Genomic DNA, 21,150 nt, shown 5'->3' on the forward strand with positions numbered 1-21,150 from the left:
CCCCGCGCGCCGGCGCCGTGACTACGGTGATGCCTGGCAGCACGCCGCTGCCGTCACCGGAGAACGCCATGTCGCTGTCCCCTCGCACCACCTCCTTGCTGCTGGCGCTGGCCGCCGGCGTCCTGGTCGTGCCCAGCGCCCAGGCACGCGAGCACACCCGCACGCGCAGCGCCGGCGGCGCCGATGGCGCCCGCCACGCGGCCGTGCAGGCCAGCGCCAGCGGCGCCCACGGCAGCGTGCAGCGCGCCCGCCAATGGCAGGCCGACGGCCAGGGCAACGCCAGCGCCAGCAGCGCCGCCACCCGCATGACGGCCGCCGGCGGCAGCGCCACGCGCCAGGGCAGTGCCGAGCGCAACGCCGACGGCAGCGCCAGCCGCCAGGGCAGCGCCAGCGTGCAGGGCGCCGACGGCGCCACTGCCAGCAGCAGCGGCAGCCTGGCCCGCGCCGCCGACGGCACGCTCAGCGGCAGCCGCCAGAGCAGCGTCGCGGGCACGCAGGGCAGCTACCAGGGCAGCACCAGCGTGCAGGACGGCAGCGTCGTCCACACCGGCACCTGCACCGACGCCAGCGGTGCGCTGGTGCCGTGCCGGCCATAGGCGAGGCCGCGGTGTCGGGGGCCGTCCGGGGGCGCCAGCTCTCCTGGCCGCGGCCGGCTTCACGGCCCCGTCACGGCCGCGAACGGCCGCCGCGGCGGGACCGGAATCGGCCGTCGGCGGCAAACCGTTGCCAGGCTTAGGTTTTCGTAATTCCACCCATATTTAGCGTTGACGTCGCCGACCGACCCCACTATCTTGGGGTGGTCGGTTCCGGCGGCCACAAGCCGCGGGATCAAAAGGGAAGCCGGTGCGGCGTGCCATCGCCAACTCCGGCGCTGCCCCGCAGCGGTAATTGGGAACGAACCCGTCATCCGCACTGAGGCGCCCGCCTTGGGAAGCGACGGGCTAGGAACCGGCCACGGCCGTTGCCCATCAGCCCGAAGACCTGCCGACAGCCGCGCGAAGCACACCGCGCGGCGCCGACCGCGCGCTCTCCGGGGGGAGAGGGTCGGTGCAGCGATGACCGCCCGCAGGCCCGGTGCCTGCGCCGTTTGCAGTCTTCGCGACACCGCCCGCCCACCTGCGAACCCGGTCGGACCGCTGCCTGCGAGGGTCGGGCGGCCGCGTGCACCACGCTTGGAGACCTTCATGAGCCAGACCCACAGCCTGCCGGCCACCGCGTCCGTCGACGCCGCCGTCGACCCCACGACCGCTGCCGCCACTGCCCAGCCGGAGCCGACGGCCAGCAGCGAGCCGAGCAACGACCAGCGCGCCGTGACCTGGATCGTCAAGGACGGCGGCAACCGCCGCATGGCCTTCGACCGCTCGCGCCTGCAGCGCACCCTGGACCGGATCCACGCCGAATTCCCGCAGCTGGACGTGAGCGACTACGAGCGCAAGGCCTTCGCCTTCATCGAGAAGAAGGAAAGCCTGTCGGCCGACGACATGGTCGACTACCTGATCCGCGAGGCCGAGTCGCGCGTGGACATCGCCACGCCGGAGTGGGAGTACTTCGCCGCTCGCCTGTACCTGGACCGCCTGTACAAGCGCGCCAGCAAGAACCGTTTCTACGATGCCGGCGAGAAGTACGGCTCCTACGTCGGCCTGCAGGAAAGCCTGGCCGACCGCGGCGTGTACTCGATCGACATCCTCAAGAACTACTCCAAGGACGAACTGGCCGAAGCCGGCCGCATGATCGATCCGGAGCGCGACAAGCTGTTCGCCTACAACGGCCTGTACCTGCTGGCCACGCGCTACCTGGCCACCGACAACTCGCGCAAGGTCTATGAATTGCCGCAGGAGCGCTGGCTGACCATCGCCCTGTACCTGATGCAGGACGAGAAGCCGCGCGAGCGCCGCATGCAGCTGGTCGGCGAGGCCTACTGGGCGCTGTCCAACCTGTACATGACCGTGGCCACGCCGACCCTGGCCAACGCCGGCAAGATCGGCGGGCAGCTGTCGAGCTGCTTCATCGACACCGTCGACGACAGCCTGCAGGGCATCTACGACTCCAACACCGACGTGGCGCGCGTGTCCAAGCACGGCGGCGGCGTCGGCGCCTACCTGGGCTACGTGCGTTCGTCCGGCTCGGCGATCCGCGGGGTGAAGAACTCCAGCGGCGGCGTGGTGCCGTGGATCAAGCAGCTCAACAACACCGCCGTGTCGGTGGACCAGCTCGGCCAGCGCAAGGGCGCCATCGCCGTGTACCTGGACATCTGGCACCGCGACATCGAGGCGTTCCTGGACCTGCGCCTGAACAACGGCGACCAGCGCCTGCGCGCGCACGACGTGTTCACCGCGGTGTGCGTGCCGGACATCTTCATGGAAGCGGTGGAGCGCCGCGGCGAGTGGTACCTGTTCGACCCGCACGAGGTGAAGGAGGTCAAGGGCTGGTACCTGCAGGACTTCTTCGACGAGAAGCGCGGCGAAGGCAGCTTCCGCGCCCGCTACGAGGAAGTGGTGGCCGACGAGCGCATCGGCCGCAAGGTGGTCAAGGCCATCGACATGTTCAAGCGGATCATGGTCAGCCAGCTGGAGACCGGCAACCCGTTCATGTTCTATCGCGACGAAGTCAATCGCATGAACCCGAACAAGCACCAGGGCATGGTGTATTCCAGCAACCTTTGCACCGAGATCCTGCAGAACATGAGCCCGACGCGGGTCATCCAGGAGATGATCAGCGGCGACCAGATCGTCACCACCAAGCAGGCCGGCGACTTCGTCGTGTGCAACCTGTCCTCGGTGAACCTGGGCCGCGCGGTCACCGCGCAGCCGGACCTGCTGTCGCCGGACATCCTGGAGCGGCTGATCCGCGTCCAGGTGCGCATGCTCGACAACGTCATCGACCTCAACGAGCTGCCGGTGCCGCAGGCCACCATCACCAACCAGAAGTACCGCGCGATCGGCCTGGGCACCTTCGGCTGGCACCACCTGCTGGCGCAGAAGGGCATCGACTGGAATTCGCCGGACGCCGAGGCGTACAGCGATTCGCTGTACGAGCGCATCAACTACCTGACCATCCAGGCGAGCCTGGCGCTGGCCAAGGAGAAGGGCGCGTACAAGGTGTTCAAGGGCAGCGACTGGCAGAACGGCGAGTACTTCACCAAGCGCGGCTACGACAGCGCGCAGTGGCAGGAACTGGCCGCGCAGGTGAGCGTGCACGGCGTGCGCAACGCCTGGATGGTGGCGGTGGCACCGAACATGAGCACCGCGCAGATCGCCGGCTCCACCGCGTCGATCGACCCGATCTACAGCGCGTTCTACTACGAAGAGAAGAAGGACTTCCGCCGTCCGGTGGTGGCGCCGGGGCTGACCGTGGACACCTATCCGTACTACGAGAAGGGCGCCTACAAGGTCGACCAGTTCGCCAGCGTGCGCCAGAACGCCCGCCGCCAGCGCCACGTCGACCAGTCGATCAGCTTCAACTTCTACGTGCCCAGCGGCATCCGCGCCAGCACCCTGCTGGACCTGCACATGACCGCGTGGAAGGAAGGCCTGAAGACCACGTACTACGTGCGTTCCAACGACATCGACATCAGCGAGTGCGAGTGGTGCTCGAGCTGATCGCCGGCGTCTGACGCCCGCGCCGCGCGGCAGGCCTGTCCTGCCGCGCGCGTCCCGTATTCCCGCGCCGCCCGCCGGCGCCGTTCACCCGACTACCGAAGCACATCCATGGCCATCGCGCTCGATCGCATCAAGATCCTCGAACCGCTGCACCCCAACCGTTCCACCGGCATCATCAACGGCACCACCAGCGGCATCCTCAACTGGAACGACATCCCGTACCCGTCCTTCTACCGGGCGTACAAGGAGCTGTCGACCAACTTCTGGATCCCCGACGAAGTGGACATGAAGGGCGATGCCAAGCAGTACGGGGAGCTGTCGGCGCGCGAGAAGAACGCCTACGACTCGATCATCGGCCTGCTGGCCACGCTGGATTCGCCGCAGACGCGCTTCATCTACAACGTCGCCGAATACATCACCGACCCGGCCGCGCACGCCAACGCCGCGATCATCGGCCAGCAGGAAGTGATCCACAACGAGAGCTACTCGTACGTGCTGGCCTCGATCGCCGGCCTGGCCGACCAGAACCGCGTGTTCGAGATCGCGCGCACGCATCCGACCATCATCGCGCGCAACCAGCCGATCATGCAGGCCTACGACGACTTCATGCGCGAGAAGACCGCAGAGACCCTGCTGCGCTCGCTGATCCAGTCCTCGATCCTGGAAGGCATCAACTTCTATTCCGGCTTCGCGTATTTCTACAACCTGGTCCGGCAGAACCGCATGACCGGTACCGGCAAGATCATCAGCTTCATCAACCGCGACGAGCTGGCCCACACCAAGTTCATCAGCGAGCTGATCCGCGCCATCATCGGCGAGAACGCCGAGCTGCAGACCAACGAGCTGACCGACTACGTGCACCAGGCCTTCGAACACGCGATCCGCCTGGAGACCGAGTGGTCCTCGGAAGTGCTCGACGGCATCGAGGGCATCGACGTGGACGAGATGATCCAGTACGTGAAGTACCGCGCCAACAAGATGTCCGGCATGCTCGGCATCGAGAAGCTGTACAGCGGCGCCAGCGACAACGTGATGCCTTGGATCAAGGCCTACGCCGACAACTTCACCGAGACCAAGACCGACTTCTTCGAGATGCGCAACGCCAGCTACAAGAAGACCAACTCGGACAACGGCTTCGACGATCTGTGAAGGGCCGGGATTCGGGATTCGGCATTCGGGATTCGTAACGGCAACGTCGAACCCCGCTTTGCGAATCCCCAATCCCGAATCCCGAATCCCCGCCCCATGCGTATCCTGCTCGCCTACGCTTCGCTCAGCGGCAACACCCGCGACGTCGCCCGCCGCGTGCATGCGCAGTGCGAGGCGGCGGGGCATGCGGTGACCTGGATCCATACCGATCTGCAGACGTTGCAGGGCGCGCTCGGCGATGCCGCGCGCGCGGCGGACTTCGATCTGCATCTGCTCGGCAGTTGGAGCGACAACGCCGGGCGCACGCCGGCGGAGATGAAGCGCTATATCGCCGAGTTGGTCGAGGCGACAGGCAAGACGATCGAGGTGGCGGCGTTCGGCACCGGCGAGACGCAGTGGGGGCTGGAGTACTACTGCGGTGCGGTCAAACGCATCGCGCGGTTCTTCGACAGCGCCTATCCGCGGCTGGAGATCGAGCAGATGCCGCACGGCGACCGCGACAACGCGGCCATCGACGCCTGGTGCGCGCAGGTGCTGGCGTTGCGCGCGACGCGGGTCCTGCAGCCGGATGTAGCGGCGGTGTCGCAGGACGTGGTCGGCACGGCTGGAACCGATGCCGTGCAGACCGCAGTGCCGTTGCCTGCCGGCAGCGGCTGATCCTTTTCCTTTTTCCGCCCCGGGCGCCGACCATCGCCGCGCCGGGCGTCACGTTCCAGACGAGGTCCGTTCCATGCTCACCACCATCACCGTTTCCAGCGCCGAACAGTTCGCCGATGCCCTCGCCGCGCACCCGCGCGTGCTGGCCGATTTCAACAAGGAGAACTGCCCGGGCTGCCGCATGCTCGACAAGTCGCTGGAGCGTTTCGCCGAGAGCGACACGGCGCAGGGCGTGACCCTGCTCAAGGTGAAGATGGAAGACGTGGGTGAGGAGTTCTTCCGCGCGCAGGGCCTGCGGCAGACGCCGACGCTGATGCTGTTCCGCCAGGGTGAGGAAGTGGCGCGTGTGCCCGGCTTCGTGCCGCCGGCCAAGATCGACGAAGCGGTGCGCACGCACCTGGGCTGAGCGCGCGGGTTCCTCGCACCTCGTACTCGTATCTCGTAGGAGCGGCTTCAGCCGCGACGGGCTTTCCCATAGCGTCTGTCGCGGCTGAAGCCGCTCCTACGGTTCTTCTTGTCCGACACGAAAGCTTGGAAGCAACAGCAAAGGCTTTCGCCCTTGCGGGCGAGTCACTTTTCTTTGCTTGTGCAAAGAAAAGTAACCAAAAGAAGCGCTTCACCACAGCCGAAGGCTGGTCAAGCACACCCTGCCTACGCGCCCTCCGCGCTGCGCGCTCCGGGTCCGCGTCCATCACGGGGATCCGCGGAAGGGGCATCCTGCCCCTGCCGCGGACGGCGTACATCCATGTACGCCGCCCTTCGGGTGTTTCCCCGCGCTGGCCGCTGCTACGGAAGGGAACCCGGTAAGTCAAAAGCCAAAGCAACAGCAACAGCAACAGCAAAGACCGAAGCAACTGCCGCTGCAGCGCATGTCCGCGTCATTGCAGCGCCCGCCAGCGAATGCGCTGCGCGTGGCGTACAGATAGTCGTGGTCGGCGAGCGTAAAGAGGTTGCGTGACGCGGGCTGTGTTCCTCGTAACCTGGTGAACCCAGCGTAGGAGCGGCTTCAGCCGCGACAGGTTTTACCGTGGAAACCTCTCTCGCCTGATGGTACGAGGCATGCCCAACGCCTCTCGCCGGGGCTTGCGATAAGTCGGATGGGTGCACTGTGGGAGGGACTTCAGTCCCGACGCGTTGAGGTTGGGTACCTGGCAGCGTTGTTCGTCGCGGCTGCACGGCAGTTGATTCGTTCATGCATACAGAGCAAAGCCATGCACCGCCACCCCTACCCACGCCTGCCCGCCGCATGTCCCTGCGCCAACTGCCACAGATGGCGCACGATCGGCATCGCTTGCGCGGTGGCCGGCAGCGCGGCCAGGGCCAGCCGCGCCATCGGCACGCGGCCATCGATGTCCAGGTAGCGCACGCCGGGCAACTGCACCTGCGCGGTGGAGGCGGGGACCACCGACACACCCAGTTCGGCGGCCACCAGGTTGACGATGGAGGACATCTGCGGCGCCTCCTGTTCGATCTTCAGCTCGAAGCCGGCCTGGCGGCAGGCGTCGAGGATCTCGTCGTAGAGGCTGGTGCCGAAGCTGCGCGGGAACAGGATGAACGGTTCACCGGCCAGCGCCGAGAGCGGCGCGCGCTTGCGCTTGGCCAGGCGATGCGCGGCCGGTACCGCGATCTTCATCGGTTCATCGGGCAGCTTGAGCAACTGCAGTTCCGAGGGCGTGGCCACGCTGTAGCGGATGAAGGCCGCATCCAGCCGTCCCTGTAGCAGCGCAGCGAGCAGGCCGGCGGTGTTGGTCTCTTCCAGCGCCAGCGTCACCGCCGGCCAGCCGCGGCGGAAGCCGCGCACCAGGGTCGGCACGATCGGGTTGAACGCGGCCGAGGCGGTGAAGCCGAGCCGCAGTACGCCGCTTTCGCCGCGTGCGGCGCGGCGTGCGGCATCGCCGGCGCGTTCCAGGTCGGCGAGGACGCGCCGGGCTTCGGTGCGGAAGGCGCGGCCGGCATCGGTGAGCTCGGCGCCGCGCGGTGTGCGCACGAACAGCGGCGTACCCAGTTCCTCCTCCAGTGCGCGGATCTGCTGGCTCAGCGGCGGTTGCTGGATGCCCAGTTGCGCCGCGGCGCGGGTGAAGTGCCCGGCCTCGGCCACGGCCAGGAAATAGCGCAGGTGCCGCAGTTCCATGTCATATCCAACACATATGGAGAACGGGACGATCATATATTGGACGCCGGGGTCGGTCAGGCGAATACTGGCCCTCCGTTTCCCGCCGCGACCTATCCCGTGAACGCCTCCAGCCAATGCACGCCGGCGCACGCCGTGGACGATGCGCCGCTGCTGCGCATCCGCCTGGCGCTGTTCCTGGCCGGCTTCGCCACCTTCTCGCTGCTGTACAGCGTGCAGCCGCTGCTGCCCGAATTCGCCCGCGAGTTCGGGCTCACCGCGGCGGCCAGCTCATTGCCGCTGTCGCTGGCCACCGGCGGCCTGGCGATCGCGATCTTCTGCGCCGGCGCGGTGTCGGAGACGCTGGGCCGGCGCGGGCTGATGTTCGTGTCGATCGCGTTGGCGGCGCTGCTCAACCTGCTCGCGGCCTACCTGCCGCACTGGGGCGCGCTGGTGGCGGTGCGCGCGCTGTCCGGCATCGCCCTGGGCGGCGTCCCGGCGGTGGCGATGGTGTACCTGGCCGAGGAACTGCCGGCGAGCCGGCTTGGCGCGGCCACCGGACTGTACGTGGCCGGCAATGCCTTCGGCGGCATGGTCGGCCGCATCGGCATGAGCGTGCTCACCGATCACTTCGACTGGCGCACCGCGCTGGCTACGCTGAGTACGGTCGATTTGCTGGCCGCGATCGGCTTCGTGTGGCTGCTGCCGCCATCGCGGCATTTCGTGCGCCGCCAGGGCGTGAACCTGCGCTTCCACCTGCGCGCCTGGGGCGGGCATCTGCGCGATCGCCATCTGCCGTGGCTGTTCGCGATCCCGTTCCTGGCGATGGGCGTGTTCGTCAGCGTCTACAACTACGCTGGCTTCCGCCTGGGCGGACCGGAGTTCGGCCTGAGCCAGAGCCAGCTCGGCATGATCTTCAGCGCCTACGTGTTCGGCATCGTGTCGTCCTCGGTCGCCGGCGCCGCCTCCGACCGGTTCGGCCGCGGCCCGGTGGTGCTGGCCGGCATCGCCACCGCGGCGCTGGGCGTGGCGCTGACCCTGGCGCATGCGCTGGTGCCGGTCATCGCCGGCATCGTGCTGCTGACTATCGGTTTCTTCGTCGCGCACTCGGCGGCCAGCGCCTGGGTCGGGCGCCTGGGCGGCCAGCACAAGAGCCATGCCGCCTCGCTGTACCTGCTGGCCTATTACGCCGGCGCCAGCGTGATCGGCTCGCTCAGCGGCGCGGCCTGGCAGCACGGTGGCTGGAACGCGCTGGTCGCCTGCTGCCTGGTGTTGCTGGGCATCGGCCTGGTCGCCGCGCAGGTGCTGCGCCGCGGTGCCGACGACAGCCGCCCCTATGGCCGCTTCGGGCCGCATCCGCCGCGCGGCGAGTGAGCCGCGCCGCCGTCATCCAGCGAGGATTCCGCGATGCAGATCGACCATCTCGACCATCTGGTCCTCACCGTCGCCGACATCGACGCCACCTGCGCGTTCTATGCGCAGGTGCTGGGCATGCGCGTGGTCACCTTCGGCGAAGGTCGCAAGGCGCTGGCGTTCGGCCAGCAGAAGATCAACCTGCACCGGCATGGCCACGAGTTCGACCCGAAGGCGCGGGCGCCCACGCCTGGCTCGGCCGACCTGTGCTTGCTCACTGCCACGCCGCTGGCGCAGGTGGTCGAGGAGCTGCGTGCTGCCGCCGTGCCGATCGAGCAGGGCCCGGTGCAACGCACCGGTGCCCGCGGGCCGATCCTGTCGGTGTACATCCGCGATCCCGACGGCAACCTGATCGAGATCGCCAACCCCTTGTGAGCGCAGGCGCCGCAGCGCCTGCGCCGCGCGGTCATTCCGAGTAGCTGACCGACAGGGTCACATTGGCATAGCCGCCGCTGCCGCCGACCAGGCGGAAGAAGTAGCTGCCGGTGGCCGGCAGCGCCATCTGCACGTTCTGCGTGGTGCCGTTGCGCAGCGAACTGTAGTCGGCATTGCTGCCGTCGGTGCCGGGCGCACGCACCGCGCGCACGTACAGCTTGAGCTGGCCGCTGCCGCCGAGCGTGCGCAGCTGCAGGTTGCGGGCATTCACCGGCACGTCCAGGCGGTACAGCGGCCCCTGGCCGCCCGCGGCCGACAGCTTGGCGACGGTGCCGCGGCCCACGCTGATCGCCGTGGCCTCGTCGCCGCCGCCGCTGGCGCCGGCGGCACGGGCGACGGCCTTGGCGGCATTGAGGATGCCGGCGCCGATGTACGGCGTCTGCTTGCTCGGGAAGGGGAGGGAGGTCTGGGTCAGGATGTCGCGCAACTGCGCCTGCGAGGGCACCGGGCGGTTGGCGTTGAGCGCGGCGCTGATCGCCAGCGCGACCACGCCGGCCACGTGCGGCGAGGCCATCGAGGTGCCCGCGTAGCCGGCATAGGCCGGCTGGTCCGGACCCTTTTCGCCGGTGTTGAGCGTGGACCAGATCAGGCCGGTGCGCACCGAGCCCGATCCGCTGGCGGCGTCGTTGGCATAGACGCCGCCGCCAGGGGCCGACAGAGTGATGGTGTTGCCGTAGTTGGAGTAGTAGGCGCGGCCGCCGGTGATGCCGTTGGCCGCCACGTTGATCACGCCCGGGCAACTGGCCGGCGAATAGCCCGCGGCATCGGCGTTATCGTTGCCGGCCGCCACCACCACCACGCTGCCGCGCGCGATCGCGCTGGAGATGGCGCTGGAGGTCACCGAATCCTGCGCGCAGGAACCACCGCCACCCAGGCTCATGTTGATCACCTCGGCCGGGTTCGGATTGTCCGGCACGCCGTCGACGTGGCCGCCGGACGCCCAGACGATGGCATCGGCGATGTCGGCGGTGGTGCCGCCGCAGTGGCCGAGCGCGCGGATCGGCAGGATCTTCGCATCCGGGGCCACGCCGGCCATGCCGATGCCGTTGTTGGTGCGCGCGGCGATGGTGCCGGCGACGTGGGTGCCGTGCCAGGAACTGGTTTTCTGTTCCTCCGGCTGCACGCAGCCGCCGTTGGCGACCAGGTACTTGTCGTCGGTGGTCCAGTCGCCGGTGTCCCAGCCGCCGGCCACGCGCCCGTTGCTGGCACGGCCGGAGAGCAGCGCATCGCTGATGAAGTCGTAGCCGGCGCTGGCCAGCGAGGTGTCCAGGTCCGGGTGGGCGGTGATGCCGGTGTCGATCACCGCCACCACCACGCCCTGGCCGGTGCCGTATTGCCAGGCGGGCACCAGGTCAATGCCGCCGCGGTTCGGATAGCCGGTGGTCTCCGGTGCCAGCGTTTCCAGGTGGCCGTCGGGCGTGCGCAGATGCCACTGCACGGCGTAGCCGGGATCGTTGGGTGCGGTCGCTGCGGCCGCCGTGGCCTGCGCGGTGCTGCGCACCGGCTTGAGCAGCAGGTTGGGCTCCACGTGCGCGATCGCGGGGTCGGCTTTCAGGCTGGCGATCAGCGTCTGCAGTTGCGACGGCGTCAGCGCACGGCTGGGCCGCACCAGGTCGGCGCCGATGGCGAGCCGGCGCACCCGGTTCAAGGCCGGGGCGGCCTGTCGGTAGGTGCTGGTCCAGGTGCTGGCGGTGCTGCGCGCGGCCATGATCTGGTTCAACGTGGCGCTGGCCGCGCGCGCGTCGCGGACGGCGCTGCTGCCATCGCGGTAGGTCACGATCAGGCCGTCGTAGACGGTGGATTGCCCAGGCGTGGCCTGGGCCAGCACCGAGAAGCGCGGGGCGCTCTGCGCCTGTGCGGTACCGGCGAGGGCCAGGCCCAGCGACAGGGCGAGCAGGTTGCGGGACAGCGGGATGGCATGGGTCATGGCAGTGTCTCTGGGAAGATCGACGAAGGCGTGGACATCACGAAAGGGGCGCCACCGGGCGCGTGTCACCAACTGAAGCCGGCACCGGCGGACACGCTCTTCTCGCTGCCGGAGAAGGCGCCGCCGAGCGAGACGCTGGCGCGGTTGCCGATGGCACGCTGGTAGCCGATCGCCAGCGCGCTTTCGCCGCCCTGCGAGCCGACGCCGACGCCGACCCGGTTGGCTCCGGCCAGGCCGGAAGTGTTGGTCGCCATGCCGGCGTAAGCAGCGCTGACCGCGCCCATGCGGTCGATGCGCCGGTCCAGGTGCTGGAAGCGTTGATCGGTATCGGTGCGCAGGCGGGTCAGGTTGTCGTCCCAGCCGGCCATGCGGTTGTCGGTATAGGCCTTGGCGCTGCTCAGCGTGGCGCTGTCGCCGGCCTGCATCTGCGCCACGTTGACCGCGTCGGTGGGCGCGCTGCCGGCGGCGACGTTGCTGATCTGGCGTTCGTTGCCGGCGCTGCCGACCGAGACGGTGTTGGCGCGGGTGGCGGACGAACCGCGGCCGAGGGCCACGGCGTTGTTCGCCGAGACCGAGGCGCCCTGGCCGACGGCGGTGCCGGAGGCGGCGGCGACCGTGGCGCTTTCGCCTACCGCCACCGCATTCGTCGCGCTGGCGCTGATGCTGGCGTTCGCGCCGACCGCGGTGCTGCCGTCGGCGTTGACCTGCGCGTTGCCGCCCAGTGCGGTGTCGTTGGGACCGTAGGCTAGCGCATTGGAACCGATCGCCGTGCCGTTCTGCCCGTTGGCGGTGGCCTGGGCGCCGACCGCCACCGCATTGGTGCCGGCACCGACAGTGGGACCGCCGGTGGCGCCGCTGCCCACCGCCACGCCGCCGCCACCGCTCTGCACCAGGTTGCCGACCCGGGCATCCAGTGCCGAAAACGCGCCATCCAGCGCCGACAGCGCCGAGCCGACCGTGCCGTAGCTGCGGCCCTGGATCAGGTAGCTGCCACCGGTGAAGCTGCCATCGCCGCCGACCGCGCTGCCGGCGCCGAGCGCGCTGGCGATGCTGCGCAGCTGCAGCACGTTCACCGCATCGGTGTCGGCAGTGCCGGCGGCGACGTAGGTGAGCTGGCGCAGCGCGCCGTCGCTGCCGAAGGCGACCGCGTTGTCGCGGTCGGCCATCGAACCGGCACCGATCGCCACGCTGTTGGCGCCGGTGGCGGCGCTGTTGTAGCCCAGTGCGACGGTGCTCGCGCCCATCGCGGTGGCGCCGCTGCCCAGTGCGGTGGCGCCTTCGCCGTTGGCGCTGGCGATGCTGCCGAACGCGCTGGCATCGACGCCATCGGCGTAGGCCTGACCGCCCACGGCCATGGCGTTCTCGCTGGTCGCCAGCGCCTGCGCGCCCAGCGCCACGCTGTGGGTCGCATCGGCATGGCTGTCGAAGCCCAGCGCTACGCCGTAATCCGACAGCGCCCAACTGCCGGCGCCCACGTTCACCGCGCCCAGGCCGTTGGCCTGGGCGGGAACGCCGCTGTTGCTGGCGCCGATGCTCACGCTCTGCTGGCCGGAAGCTGCGGCGCCTTCGCCGATCGCCACACTACCGTCGCCGCTGGCGGTGGCGGTGTAGCCCATCGCGGTGCCGAAATAGCCGGAGGCGGTGCTGTAGCCGCCGGCCGCGGTGGCACCGACGTTGGACGCCAGGGCGGCGTAGCCGAAGGCGCTGGCCTGTTCGCTCTCGGCACGCGACGAACCGCCGACGGCGGTCGCATAGATCCCGCTGGCCGCGGAGGTGGAGCCGACCGCGGTGGCGCTGTCGCCATCGGCGCTGGCGTTCCAGCCCAGCGCGCTGGCGTTGCCGGCGGTGGCGGCGGCGGCCGTGCCGATCGCCAGCGCGCCGAAGCCGGTGCTCTGCGCGCCGGCGGCATCGCCCGCGGCGCTGCCGAAGAAGCTGCCGCCGATCGCGATCGCCGAGGTGCCGCTGGCCACCGCGCCATCGCCCATGGCGATGGCGGCGCTGTCGGAGGCAACGGTGTGGTGGCCGATGGCGATGGCGAAGGCGCCGGAGGCATCGGCGCGCGCGCCCATCGCCACCGCGCGCAGGCCGGCGGCGCTGGCGTAGTCGCTGCCGTCGTTCAGGCCTTCGGCCAGGAAGTAGCGGGTGGTGTTCTGGGTGCCCGGCTGCACGTCCTGGGCGGTGGCGTCCTGCGGCGTGGTGTCGGCGGCGTCGGCGCTGTCGGTCTCGGCGCCGGAGGTTGCGGCGGCGGTATCGCGTTGCGACGTCGGGGTGGCCGTGGTCGGTGCCGGCGCTGCGAAGGCGCTCGCGGGCAGGCTCAGCGCCAGCAGCAACGCGGCGGTCAACAACCCGTCAGACGCCTGCGGCAGGATGGACGAGGACGGCAGCGGGCGCGCACGGGTGCGCAGGGCGTTGGGCAGAAGAGGCATCGTGGGTTCCGGGCTGGGGCCGGGAGCGTCGTCCCGACATCGAGTCAGGCCCGATTAAGGCCGCAAGCCCTGCGGCCCTTCAATGCACGCAGATTCACCGCTTCCTCACGGTAGACTCACCGCCATGGGAGTCCGGGTGAGATGGGGTGCGCACTCTGCGCCGGTCGCGCTTGCCGCGCGGCTGTGGCGGCGCCTCTGGCTGTGGCTGCGCCGGGTACCGATCGCCGACCCGCTGGACCGACGCAACGCGCCGGCGCTGCAGGTGCTGTTCGTGTTCCTGGGCAGCGAGATTCCGCTCAACAAGCTCTATCACCTGCTGACCGCGCCGCGCATCGAGATGGGCACGGTGCAGTTGGCGGTGGACGTCGGCACCGATGCGGCGATCGCCGCGGCGGCCTGGGCCGCGGTCTGGATGATCCGCCGTGGCCTGCTGAAACAGGCCACCGCCATGTTCATCGCGGTGGTGCTGTGCTCGGCAGTCGCCGCCAACCTGGCGTTCGGCTACCAGCTGCAGGCCTTCGATCCCTACCCGATGATGATGCTGACCCTGGCCGCGCTGGTGATCGGACGTCGTGCGCTGTGGCTGGTGTACCTGTGCATCCCGCTGATCTTCTGGCTGGGCATGGAAAGTCCGTGGGGCCAGGATCCGCACGGCAATCGCAGCCCGTTCCAGAACCTGCCGTCGCTGGCGTTGAGCTACCTGATGATTACCCTGGTGCTGGACCGCACCGTCGCCGCGCTGCGCGAGAGCCTGTGGCGCGCGCGGCGCAGCGCCGCGCGTTTGCGCGTGGAGATGCGCGAACGCACGCTGGCGCAGCAACGCCTGCTGCACCTGCAGAAGATCGAGCTGGTGGAACAGTTGGCCAGTGGCGTATCGCACGACTTCAACAACATCCTCAGCGCGATCCTGGGCTACGCCGAGCAACGCCACTGCGTGCACGAACTGGACTATCACCCGCCCCGCGATGCGCTGGTGCTGGCCGATGCGCTGGAGGGCGTGGCGCTGGCCGCGCAGCGCGGCGTGGCGGTCAGCCGCAAGCTGCTCAGCTTCAGCCGCCGCGAGGCCAGCGTACCCGAGCGCTTCGATGCCGGCGAAGCGCTGCGCAGCCTGCAGCCGATGCTGCGACAACTGTTGGGCGCCACCGTGCAGGTGCGGCTGGACCTCACCACCGACCCGGCGCCGGTGTTGCTGGACCGCAGCCGCTTCGACCTGGCGCTGCTCAACTTCGCCGCCAACGCGCGCGATGCGATGCCCGGCGGCGGCGGTTTTTCGCTGCAGCTGCGCCGCGACGGCGAGGCCGTCGTCATCGCCATCGCCGATACCGGCATGGGCATGAGCGAGGCCGTGCAACGGCAGATCTTCGAGCCGTTCTTCACCACCAAGCCGGCCGGGCAGGGCACCGGGCTGGGTCTGGCGGTGGCGTTCGAAATGGCGCAACAGGCGCACGGCAGCCTGCAGGTGCGCAGCGCACCCGGCGCCGGCACCTGTTTCGTGCTGCGCCTGCCGCTGGCCGGGCTCAGCGCTCCTGCGGCATGAGCAGATAGCCTTCGCCGCGCACCGCGCGCAATGGCAGCGCGCTGCCGGTGCGCTCGTGCACCTTCTGCCGCAGCCGATGCAGCAACGCATCCAGCCGGTGCGGATCGATCTCCAGCCCGGCGTTGCCGCCGAGCATGCCGATCAGCGCATCGCGGCTGACCAGTCGTCCGCGTGCCTGCCACAGGCTCTGCAGCACCTTGCGTTCGGAGGCGGTCAACGGCACCGCCTGCCCATCCGGTGCGAACAGGCACCAGCCGTCGTCCTGCAATTGCCATTCCTCGCTGGCCGGCGCCGCCGGTCGCAGCATGCGCCGGGCCACGCTGAACAGGGTGGCGGCGAGGATCTCGATCTGCACCGGCTTGATCAGGTACGCATCGGCGCCCTGCACCAGCCCGCGCACCAGATCCGGCTGCTCGCCGCGGCCGCTGAGGATGACGATGCCCATGCCGGGACGGCGTTCCTGCAGTTGCTGGGTCAGGGTGAAGCCGTCGCTGTCGGGCAGGCCGATGTCGAGCACGATCAGGTCGACACGTTGCGCCTCCAGCGCCGTCCACAGCGCCTGCGCGGTGCGCAGCGGTATCGCCTCGAATCCGTGCCGCAGCAAGCCCGGCAGCAGCACGCGGTCGCGCAGCACATCGTCGTCCTCCAGCAACGCCACCCGCAGCGGGGCGTTGGCGGCAGCGGCGAACGGGGGCGGGGTGGGATCGGAAACGCGGCTCACGAGGCGGAATCGGCGAAGGGACGGCATTCCTCACGGAGGCAGCGTGCGGCGTGACGCATGCCGTGAACGCTCAGCATCCTGCCGCGTCCTGGACAGTAGCCAGTTTCCCGCGGGCTTTCAATGCGCGCGGCAACGCTTCAGCGGCCGCTCCGGCCAAGGCTTGCGTTGCCGCCGCCCACCCCCTAGATAGGGAGCCGACACGCGGCCGTCGCGTGCGCCTCCATCACGTCCGGGACCTTCACGATGTCGCAGTTGCTGCAGGATCACCCCGCGTCCGCACAGCCGGCGGCGTCCGCGCTGGAAGCGTTCGTCGACCGCCACCGGCGCCTGTTCGTGCTGACCGGCGCCGGTTGCAGCACCGACTCGGGCATTCCCGACTACCGCGACGCCGCCGGCGACTGGAAGCGTGCGCAGCCGGTGACCTACCAGGCCTTCATGGGCGAGCTGGCGACGCGGCAGCGCTACTGGGCGCGCAGCCTGCTCGGCTGGCCGCGCTTCGGTCATGCGCGGCCCAATGCCACCCACGCCGCGCTGGCGCAGCTGGAAGCGCGCGGCCAGGTCGAACTGCTGCTGACCCAGAACGTGGACGGCCTGCACCAGGCCGCCGGCAGCCGCGCCACCATCGACCTGCACGGGCGCCTGGACGTGGTGCGCTGCATGGGTTGCGAGCGGCGCATGCCGCGCGAGGCGTTCCAGCAGCACCTGCTGCAGCACAACCCGCAGTGGGCAACGCTGCAGGCCGCGCCAGCGCCCGACGGCGATGCCGACCTGGACGGCGAGGATTTCGCCAGCTTCGTGGTGCCGCCCTGCGCGCACTGCGGCGGCGTGCTGAAGCCGGATGTGGTGTTCTTCGGCGAGAACGTGCCGCGCGAGCGCGTGGCCAGTGCCTTCGCGCATCTGCAGCGCGCCGACGCGGTACTGGTGGTGGGCTCGTCGCTGATGGTCTATTCCGGCTTCCGCTTCGTGCAGGCCGCGGCCAAGGCTGGCCTGCCCATCGCCGCAGTGAACCTGGGCCGCACCCGCGGCGACGATCTGCTGAGCCTGAAAGTGGAGCAATCGTGCGCGCAGGCGCTGGCCTTCCTGCTGCCGGCAGCGGCGCGCGTTCCGAATCCCGGCACGAACTGATCCACCGGCAGTGGTTGATCGCGCTGTGCGGCAGGAGTGCAATGGCCGCCTCCCGCGCCGCGCGCGGCGTTTCCATGGATCCGCATCGTGAGCCAGTTGTTCTCGCCCCTGGCACTGGGGCCGCTGTCGTTGTCCAACCGCATCGTGATCGCGCCGATGTGCCAGTACTCGGCCGAGGACGGCCGTGCCAGCGACTGGCATGTGCAGCATCTGGGCCAACTGGCGCAGTCCGGCGCCGGCCTGCTGATCCTGGAAGCGACGGCGGTCGAACCGCGCGGGCGCATCAGCTACGCCGACCTGGGCCTGTGGGACGATGCCACTGAGGCGGCGCTGGACACGGTGTTGCGCGCGGTGCGCCGCTGGTCGCCGATGCCGTTGGGCATCCAGCTCGCGCACGCCGGGCGCAAGGCGTCCACGCGCAAGCCCTGGGACGGCGGCGGCGCGATCGCGCCCGACCAGCCGAATGGCTGGCAGACCGTGGCGCCGTCGGCGCAGGCGTTCGACCAGGATGGCGTGCCGCCGCAGGCGCTGGACCTGGCCGGCATCGACGCCATCGTCGAGGCGTTCGTGGCCTCGGCACGGCGTGCCGAGCGCCTCGGCGTCGAGCTGATCGAACTGCATGCCGCTCACGGCTACCTGCTGCACCAGTTCCTGTCGCCGCTGAGCAATCAGCGTGCCGATGCCTATGGCGGCAGCCTGGAGAACCGCATGCGCCTGCTGCTGCGCGTGCATGCGGCGGTGCGCGCCGCGGTGGCGCCGAGCATCGCAGTGGGCGTGCGCATCTCCGCCACCGACTGGGTCGACGGCGGCTGGGACCTGGCGCAGAGCGAGGCGCTGGCGCAGGCGCTGCAGGCGCAGGGCTGCGATTACCTGCACGTGTCCAGCGGTGGGCTGGACCGGCGCCAGCGTATTCCGGTGGCGCCCGGCTACCAGGTGCCGCTGGCCGAGGCCCTGCACCGCGCGCTGCGCATGCCGGTGATCGCGGTGGGCCTGATCACCGAGCCGCAGCAGGCCGAAGCCATCCTCGCCGAGGACCGCGCCGACGCCATCGCGCTGGCCCGCGGCATCCTCTACGATCCGCGCTGGCCCTGGCACGCGGCCGCCGCACTGGGCGCGCGGTTGCGGCCGTCGCCGCAATACCTGCGCTGCGAGCCGCACGCGGCGCGCGGCGTGTTCGACGCCTGACCGACGCGCCGCACGGTTGGCGGCCTCCACTTCGATTTCTTCAGGGAGCATGCAATGACGACGATTGGATTCCTCGGCCTGGGCACGATGGGCCAGCCGATCGCGCTCAACCTGCTGCGTGCCGGCCATGCGTTGACGGTCTGGAACCGCAGCCCCGCGGCGGCGCAGCCCCTGCTCGAGGCCGGCGCGCAGCTGGCCGCGCAACCGGCCGACGCGGTGCGCGGGCCGGTGTTGTTCTCGATGCTGGCCGACGACACCGCGGTGCGCGAGACCCTGCTCGATCGCGGCGCGCTGGACGCGCTCACTGCGGGCAGCGTGCACGTCAACATGGCCACCATCTCGGTGGCATTGGCGCGCGAACTGCACGCGCTGCATGCCGAGCGCGGCGTCGCCTACCTGGCGATGCCGGTGCTGGGGCGGGTGGAGGTGGCCGCGGCCGGCCAGCTCAACCTGCTGGCCGCCGGCGATGCCGCGGCGCTGGCGCGGGTGCAGCCGTTGCTCGATGTCATCGGACGCAAGACCTGGTATTTCGGCGCCGCGCCGGAACAGGCCAACGCGGTCAAGCTCGCCGCCAACCTGTGCCTGGCCAGCGCCATCGGCACCATGGCCGAAGCATCGGCGCTGGTGCGCGGGCACGGCGTGGAAGCGGCCGATTTCCTCGACATGCTCACCAGCACCGTGTTCGCCGCACCGGCCTACCAGACCTACGGCGGCATGATCGCCGAGCAGCGCTACAGCCCGGCCGGCTTCAAGGCCACGCTGGGCCTGAAGGATGTGCGCCTGGCGCTGAACGCCGGCGAGACCCGGCATGTGCCGATGCCGCTGGCGGCGGTACTGCGCGATGCCTTCATCGAGGCCATCGCGCACGGCGACGGCGAACTGGACTGGGCGGCGCTGGCCAAGGTCGCCGCGCGCCGCGCCGGCCAGGCCTGAGCGACGCGGCACGTCTTCAGCGGACCTTGGCGGCGCATGCGGCACACTGCGTGCCCGCTTGAGCCTGGCGCGCGCTTGCCGCTAAGGTGCGGCGATTTGCTGGCGCATCACAGGAGGATGCCATGAGCCCGAATTCATCCGATCCCGGCGACAGAGCGCCGATCCAGCCGCCGCGCGCGGTCGTGCGCGAGGCCGTGCCGGGGCCCGATCATCCGGACCACCCGGATCACCTGTTGTACGCGCAGATCCGCGAGGGCGTGCACGCGCTGGACGCGGCCTGCGGCCGCGCGCCGGATGCGATCAGCGAGCGCATGGTGGCGCGGCTGCTGCCCCTGGCCAAGGAATACGGCTTCGACCAGGTCGACCACGTGGTGCTCAGCCGCGAGATCGGCGAGGTGGAGGATGGCGAGAACGTGTTCCTGGTGCGCGGCGACCTGGACGATCCGGCGCACCTGCGCGCGCACATCACCACCCACGAAGCGGTCGGCATGTCGGTGGAGGATTCGCTGGCGCGCCTGGAGAAGGTCAACCGCCGTCTGGCGCTGCGCTTGCGTCCGGAGTGAGTGCAGGCGAGTGAGCAATGTCCCAAGTGTGACGTCAGCCGCGACCTGATGTTAGTGCGAGCACGGCCGAGCCCCTCTCCCCCCGGGAGAGGGGTTGGGGTGAGGGGCCGGGCGCGCAGCGCATGCGGTGTGTTTCGACTGCACGAGGCTTCGCCCGAACCCTCATCCGCCCCTTCGGGGCACCTTCTCCCGAAGGGAGAAGGGAGCAATAAGCCCCTCTCCCCCCGGGAGAGGGGTTGGGGTGAGGGTACGGGCGCGCTGCGCATGCGATGTTTCGACTGCACGATGCTCCGCCCGTTCCCTCATCCGCCCCTTCGGGGCATCTTCTCCCGAAGGGAGAAGGGAGCAATAAGCCCCTCTCCCTCCGGGAGAGGGGTTGGGGTGAGGGTACGGGTCCCCTATCATCCGCAAATGCGCCACGACTACATCCTGACCCTGTCCTGCCCGGACCGCACCGGCATCGTCTACCGCGTCAGCGGCCTGCTGTTCGAGCACGGCTGCAACATCCTCGACGCGCAGCAGTTCGGCGACGAGGAAAGCGGCCGCTTCTTCCTGCGCGTGCACTTCGACGTGCCGGCCGACGGCGTCGTCGCCGCGGTGAAGCTGCAATTGGAGCCGCTGGCCACCGACTACGCGATGGACTGGCAACTGCACGACGCGCGCCGCCGTGCGCGCCTGCTGGTGCTGGTCAGCAAACAGGGCCACTGCCTCAACGACCTGCTGTTCCGCGCGCACAGCCGGCAGTTGCGGGTGGATATCGCCGCGGTGGCCTCCAACCACCCCGATTTCGCCGCGCTCGCCGGCTCCTACGGCGTGCCGTTCCATCACTTGCCGGTGAGCGCCGCCAATCGCGACGAACAGGAGGCGCAGTTGCTGGCGCTGGTCGAACGCGAACGCATCGACCTGGTGGTGCTGGCCCGCTACATGCAGATCCTGTCGCCGACCCTGTGCGCGGCGCTGGCTGGGCGCGCGATCAACATCCACCACAGCTTCCTGCCCAGCTTCAAGGGCGCGCAGCCGTACCACCAGGCGCACGCGCGCGGGGTCAAGATCATCGGCGCCACCGCGCACTACGTCACCGGCGACCTGGACGAAGGCCCGATCATCGAGCAGGACGTGGCCCGCGTGGACCACGCCATGACCCCGCGCGAACTGGTGCGCCTGGGCAGCGACACCGAGTCGCAAGTGCTGGCCCGCGCCGTGCGCCGCCACGTCGAACATCGCATCCTGCTCAACGGGCATCGGACGGTCGTGTTTCGGTAAGGCGGGGAGTGGGGATTCGGGATTGGGGATTCGTCAAAGCGGCCCGCGTCACACCACGACGGTGATCAGCCAGGCCGCTTTTGCGAATCCCCAATCCCGAATCCCCA

At 69.8% G+C, this 21,150-nt stretch carries 17 protein-coding genes and 1 riboswitch; of the genes, 13 read left to right on the forward strand and 4 right to left on the reverse strand.

Features of this window, described 5'->3' with window-relative positions:
• Positions 1–68 precede the first annotated feature (68 nt).
• The 5 genes from RAB71_RS01685 (at position 69) to RAB71_RS01705 (ending at position 5,811) form a co-directional block, all read left to right on the forward strand.
• Positions 69–596 carry a hypothetical protein gene (locus RAB71_RS01685; protein WP_146095605.1) on the forward strand — a complete coding sequence of 176 codons (528 nt, stop codon included), beginning with the start codon at positions 69–71 and terminating at the stop codon, positions 594–596.
• A 188-nt stretch (positions 597–784) separates the two neighbouring features.
• A riboswitch (cobalamin riboswitch) is annotated at positions 785–1,004 on the forward strand.
• A gap of 180 nt (positions 1,005–1,184) precedes the next feature.
• Positions 1,185–3,599, forward strand: coding sequence for a ribonucleoside-diphosphate reductase subunit alpha (locus RAB71_RS01690; protein WP_010341219.1), 2,415 nt, complete (start codon positions 1,185–1,187; stop codon positions 3,597–3,599).
• Between the two features lie 108 nt (positions 3,600–3,707).
• Positions 3,708–4,748, forward strand: a complete 1,041-nt coding sequence (locus tag RAB71_RS01695) for a ribonucleotide-diphosphate reductase subunit beta (RefSeq protein WP_010340146.1) — start codon at positions 3,708–3,710, stop codon at positions 4,746–4,748.
• A gap of 96 nt (positions 4,749–4,844) precedes the next feature.
• A complete protein-coding gene (locus tag RAB71_RS01700) occupies positions 4,845–5,405 on the forward strand; it encodes a flavodoxin (RefSeq protein ID WP_010340147.1) in 561 nt (186 codons plus the stop codon).
• Positions 5,406–5,478: 73 nt separating this feature from the next.
• On the forward strand, positions 5,479–5,811 hold the full coding sequence (locus RAB71_RS01705; protein ID WP_010340148.1) for a thioredoxin family protein: 333 nt from the start codon (positions 5,479–5,481) through the stop codon (positions 5,809–5,811).
• Between the two features lie 819 nt (positions 5,812–6,630).
• On the opposite strand, the gene RAB71_RS01710 is transcribed toward RAB71_RS01705, so the two are convergent.
• Positions 6,631–7,536 carry a LysR family transcriptional regulator gene (locus tag RAB71_RS01710; RefSeq protein WP_041499841.1) on the reverse strand — a complete coding sequence of 302 codons (906 nt, stop codon included), beginning with the start codon at positions 7,534–7,536 and terminating at the stop codon, positions 6,631–6,633.
• Positions 7,537–7,635: 99 nt separating this feature from the next.
• On the opposite strand from RAB71_RS01710, the gene RAB71_RS01715 reads away from it, so the two are divergent.
• Together RAB71_RS01715 and RAB71_RS01720 are read left to right on the forward strand one after the other, a co-directional pair.
• Positions 7,636–8,889, forward strand: coding sequence for an MFS transporter (locus tag RAB71_RS01715; protein WP_010340985.1), 1,254 nt, complete (start codon positions 7,636–7,638; stop codon positions 8,887–8,889).
• Positions 8,890–8,922: 33 nt separating this feature from the next.
• Positions 8,923–9,303, forward strand: coding sequence for a VOC family protein (locus RAB71_RS01720; RefSeq protein ID WP_010340986.1), 381 nt, complete (start codon positions 8,923–8,925; stop codon positions 9,301–9,303).
• A 31-nt stretch (positions 9,304–9,334) separates the two neighbouring features.
• Here RAB71_RS01720 and RAB71_RS01725 read toward each other — a convergent pair whose 3' ends face one another.
• Positions 9,335–11,290: a S8 family serine peptidase gene (locus tag RAB71_RS01725; RefSeq protein ID WP_010340987.1), complete on the reverse strand. Its 1,956-nt coding sequence runs from the start codon at positions 11,288–11,290 to the stop codon at positions 9,335–9,337.
• A gap of 65 nt (positions 11,291–11,355) precedes the next feature.
• Entirely contained in the window at positions 11,356–13,716 is a 2,361-nt protein-coding gene (locus RAB71_RS01730) for a YadA-like family protein (protein ID WP_010340988.1), read from the reverse strand.
• A 136-nt stretch (positions 13,717–13,852) separates the two neighbouring features.
• Here RAB71_RS01730 and RAB71_RS01735 point away from each other — a divergent pair, with 136 nt between their 5' ends.
• Positions 13,853–15,253 (forward strand): sensor histidine kinase, encoded by a 1,401-nt coding sequence (locus RAB71_RS01735; RefSeq protein WP_010340990.1) that lies wholly within the window; start codon positions 13,853–13,855, stop codon positions 15,251–15,253.
• Here the strand turns inward: RAB71_RS01735 and RAB71_RS01740 are convergent.
• Positions 15,234–15,974, reverse strand: a complete 741-nt coding sequence (locus tag RAB71_RS01740) for a response regulator transcription factor (protein ID WP_010340992.1) — start codon at positions 15,972–15,974, stop codon at positions 15,234–15,236. The two genes, RAB71_RS01735 and RAB71_RS01740, sit on opposite strands and share 20 nt — an antisense overlap.
• 243 nt (positions 15,975–16,217) lie before the next feature.
• Between RAB71_RS01740 and RAB71_RS01745 the strand changes: the two genes are divergently transcribed.
• The 5 genes from RAB71_RS01745 (at position 16,218) to purU (ending at position 21,043) form a co-directional block, all read left to right on the forward strand.
• Positions 16,218–17,099 (forward strand): NAD-dependent protein deacetylase, encoded by an 882-nt coding sequence (locus RAB71_RS01745; RefSeq protein ID WP_010340993.1) that lies wholly within the window; start codon positions 16,218–16,220, stop codon positions 17,097–17,099.
• An 87-nt stretch (positions 17,100–17,186) separates the two neighbouring features.
• Positions 17,187–18,284, forward strand: coding sequence for an NADH:flavin oxidoreductase/NADH oxidase (locus tag RAB71_RS01750; protein ID WP_010340994.1), 1,098 nt, complete (start codon positions 17,187–17,189; stop codon positions 18,282–18,284).
• Between the two features lie 87 nt (positions 18,285–18,371).
• Entirely contained in the window at positions 18,372–19,217 is an 846-nt protein-coding gene (locus RAB71_RS01755) for an NAD(P)-dependent oxidoreductase (protein WP_010340995.1), read from the forward strand.
• A gap of 122 nt (positions 19,218–19,339) precedes the next feature.
• Positions 19,340–19,780 carry an XVIPCD domain-containing protein gene (locus RAB71_RS01760; protein ID WP_010340996.1) on the forward strand — a complete coding sequence of 147 codons (441 nt, stop codon included), beginning with the start codon at positions 19,340–19,342 and terminating at the stop codon, positions 19,778–19,780.
• A gap of 411 nt (positions 19,781–20,191) precedes the next feature.
• Complete coding sequence (gene purU, locus RAB71_RS01765) at positions 20,192–21,043, forward strand: formyltetrahydrofolate deformylase (RefSeq protein ID WP_010340998.1); 852 nt, start codon at positions 20,192–20,194, stop codon at positions 21,041–21,043.
• Positions 21,044–21,150: the final 107 nt, after the last annotated feature.

Source organism: Xanthomonas sacchari, assembly GCF_040529065.1.
Classification (GTDB): domain Bacteria; phylum Pseudomonadota; class Gammaproteobacteria; order Xanthomonadales; family Xanthomonadaceae; genus Xanthomonas_A; species Xanthomonas_A sacchari.

Coding starts and splice junctions, on each gene's coding strand:
- RAB71_RS01685 (WP_146095605.1), top strand. CDS start 69: ATGTCGCTGTCCCCTCGCACCACCTCCTTGCTGCTGGCGCTGGCCGCC.
- RAB71_RS01690 (WP_010341219.1), top strand. CDS start 1,185: ATGAGCCAGACCCACAGCCTGCCGGCCACCGCGTCCGTCGACGCCGCC.
- RAB71_RS01695 (WP_010340146.1), top strand. CDS start 3,708: ATGGCCATCGCGCTCGATCGCATCAAGATCCTCGAACCGCTGCACCCC.
- RAB71_RS01700 (WP_010340147.1), top strand. CDS start 4,845: ATGCGTATCCTGCTCGCCTACGCTTCGCTCAGCGGCAACACCCGCGAC.
- RAB71_RS01705 (WP_010340148.1), top strand. CDS start 5,479: ATGCTCACCACCATCACCGTTTCCAGCGCCGAACAGTTCGCCGATGCC.
- RAB71_RS01710 (WP_041499841.1), bottom strand. CDS start 7,536: ATGGAACTGCGGCACCTGCGCTATTTCCTGGCCGTGGCCGAGGCCGGG.
- RAB71_RS01720 (WP_010340986.1), top strand. CDS start 8,923: ATGCAGATCGACCATCTCGACCATCTGGTCCTCACCGTCGCCGACATC.
- RAB71_RS01725 (WP_010340987.1), bottom strand. CDS start 11,290: ATGACCCATGCCATCCCGCTGTCCCGCAACCTGCTCGCCCTGTCGCTG.
- RAB71_RS01730 (WP_010340988.1), bottom strand. CDS start 13,716: ATGCCTCTTCTGCCCAACGCCCTGCGCACCCGTGCGCGCCCGCTGCCG.
- RAB71_RS01745 (WP_010340993.1), top strand. CDS start 16,218: ATGTCGCAGTTGCTGCAGGATCACCCCGCGTCCGCACAGCCGGCGGCG.
- RAB71_RS01755 (WP_010340995.1), top strand. CDS start 18,372: ATGGGCCAGCCGATCGCGCTCAACCTGCTGCGTGCCGGCCATGCGTTG.
- RAB71_RS01760 (WP_010340996.1), top strand. CDS start 19,340: ATGAGCCCGAATTCATCCGATCCCGGCGACAGAGCGCCGATCCAGCCG.
- purU (WP_010340998.1), top strand. CDS start 20,192: ATGCGCCACGACTACATCCTGACCCTGTCCTGCCCGGACCGCACCGGC.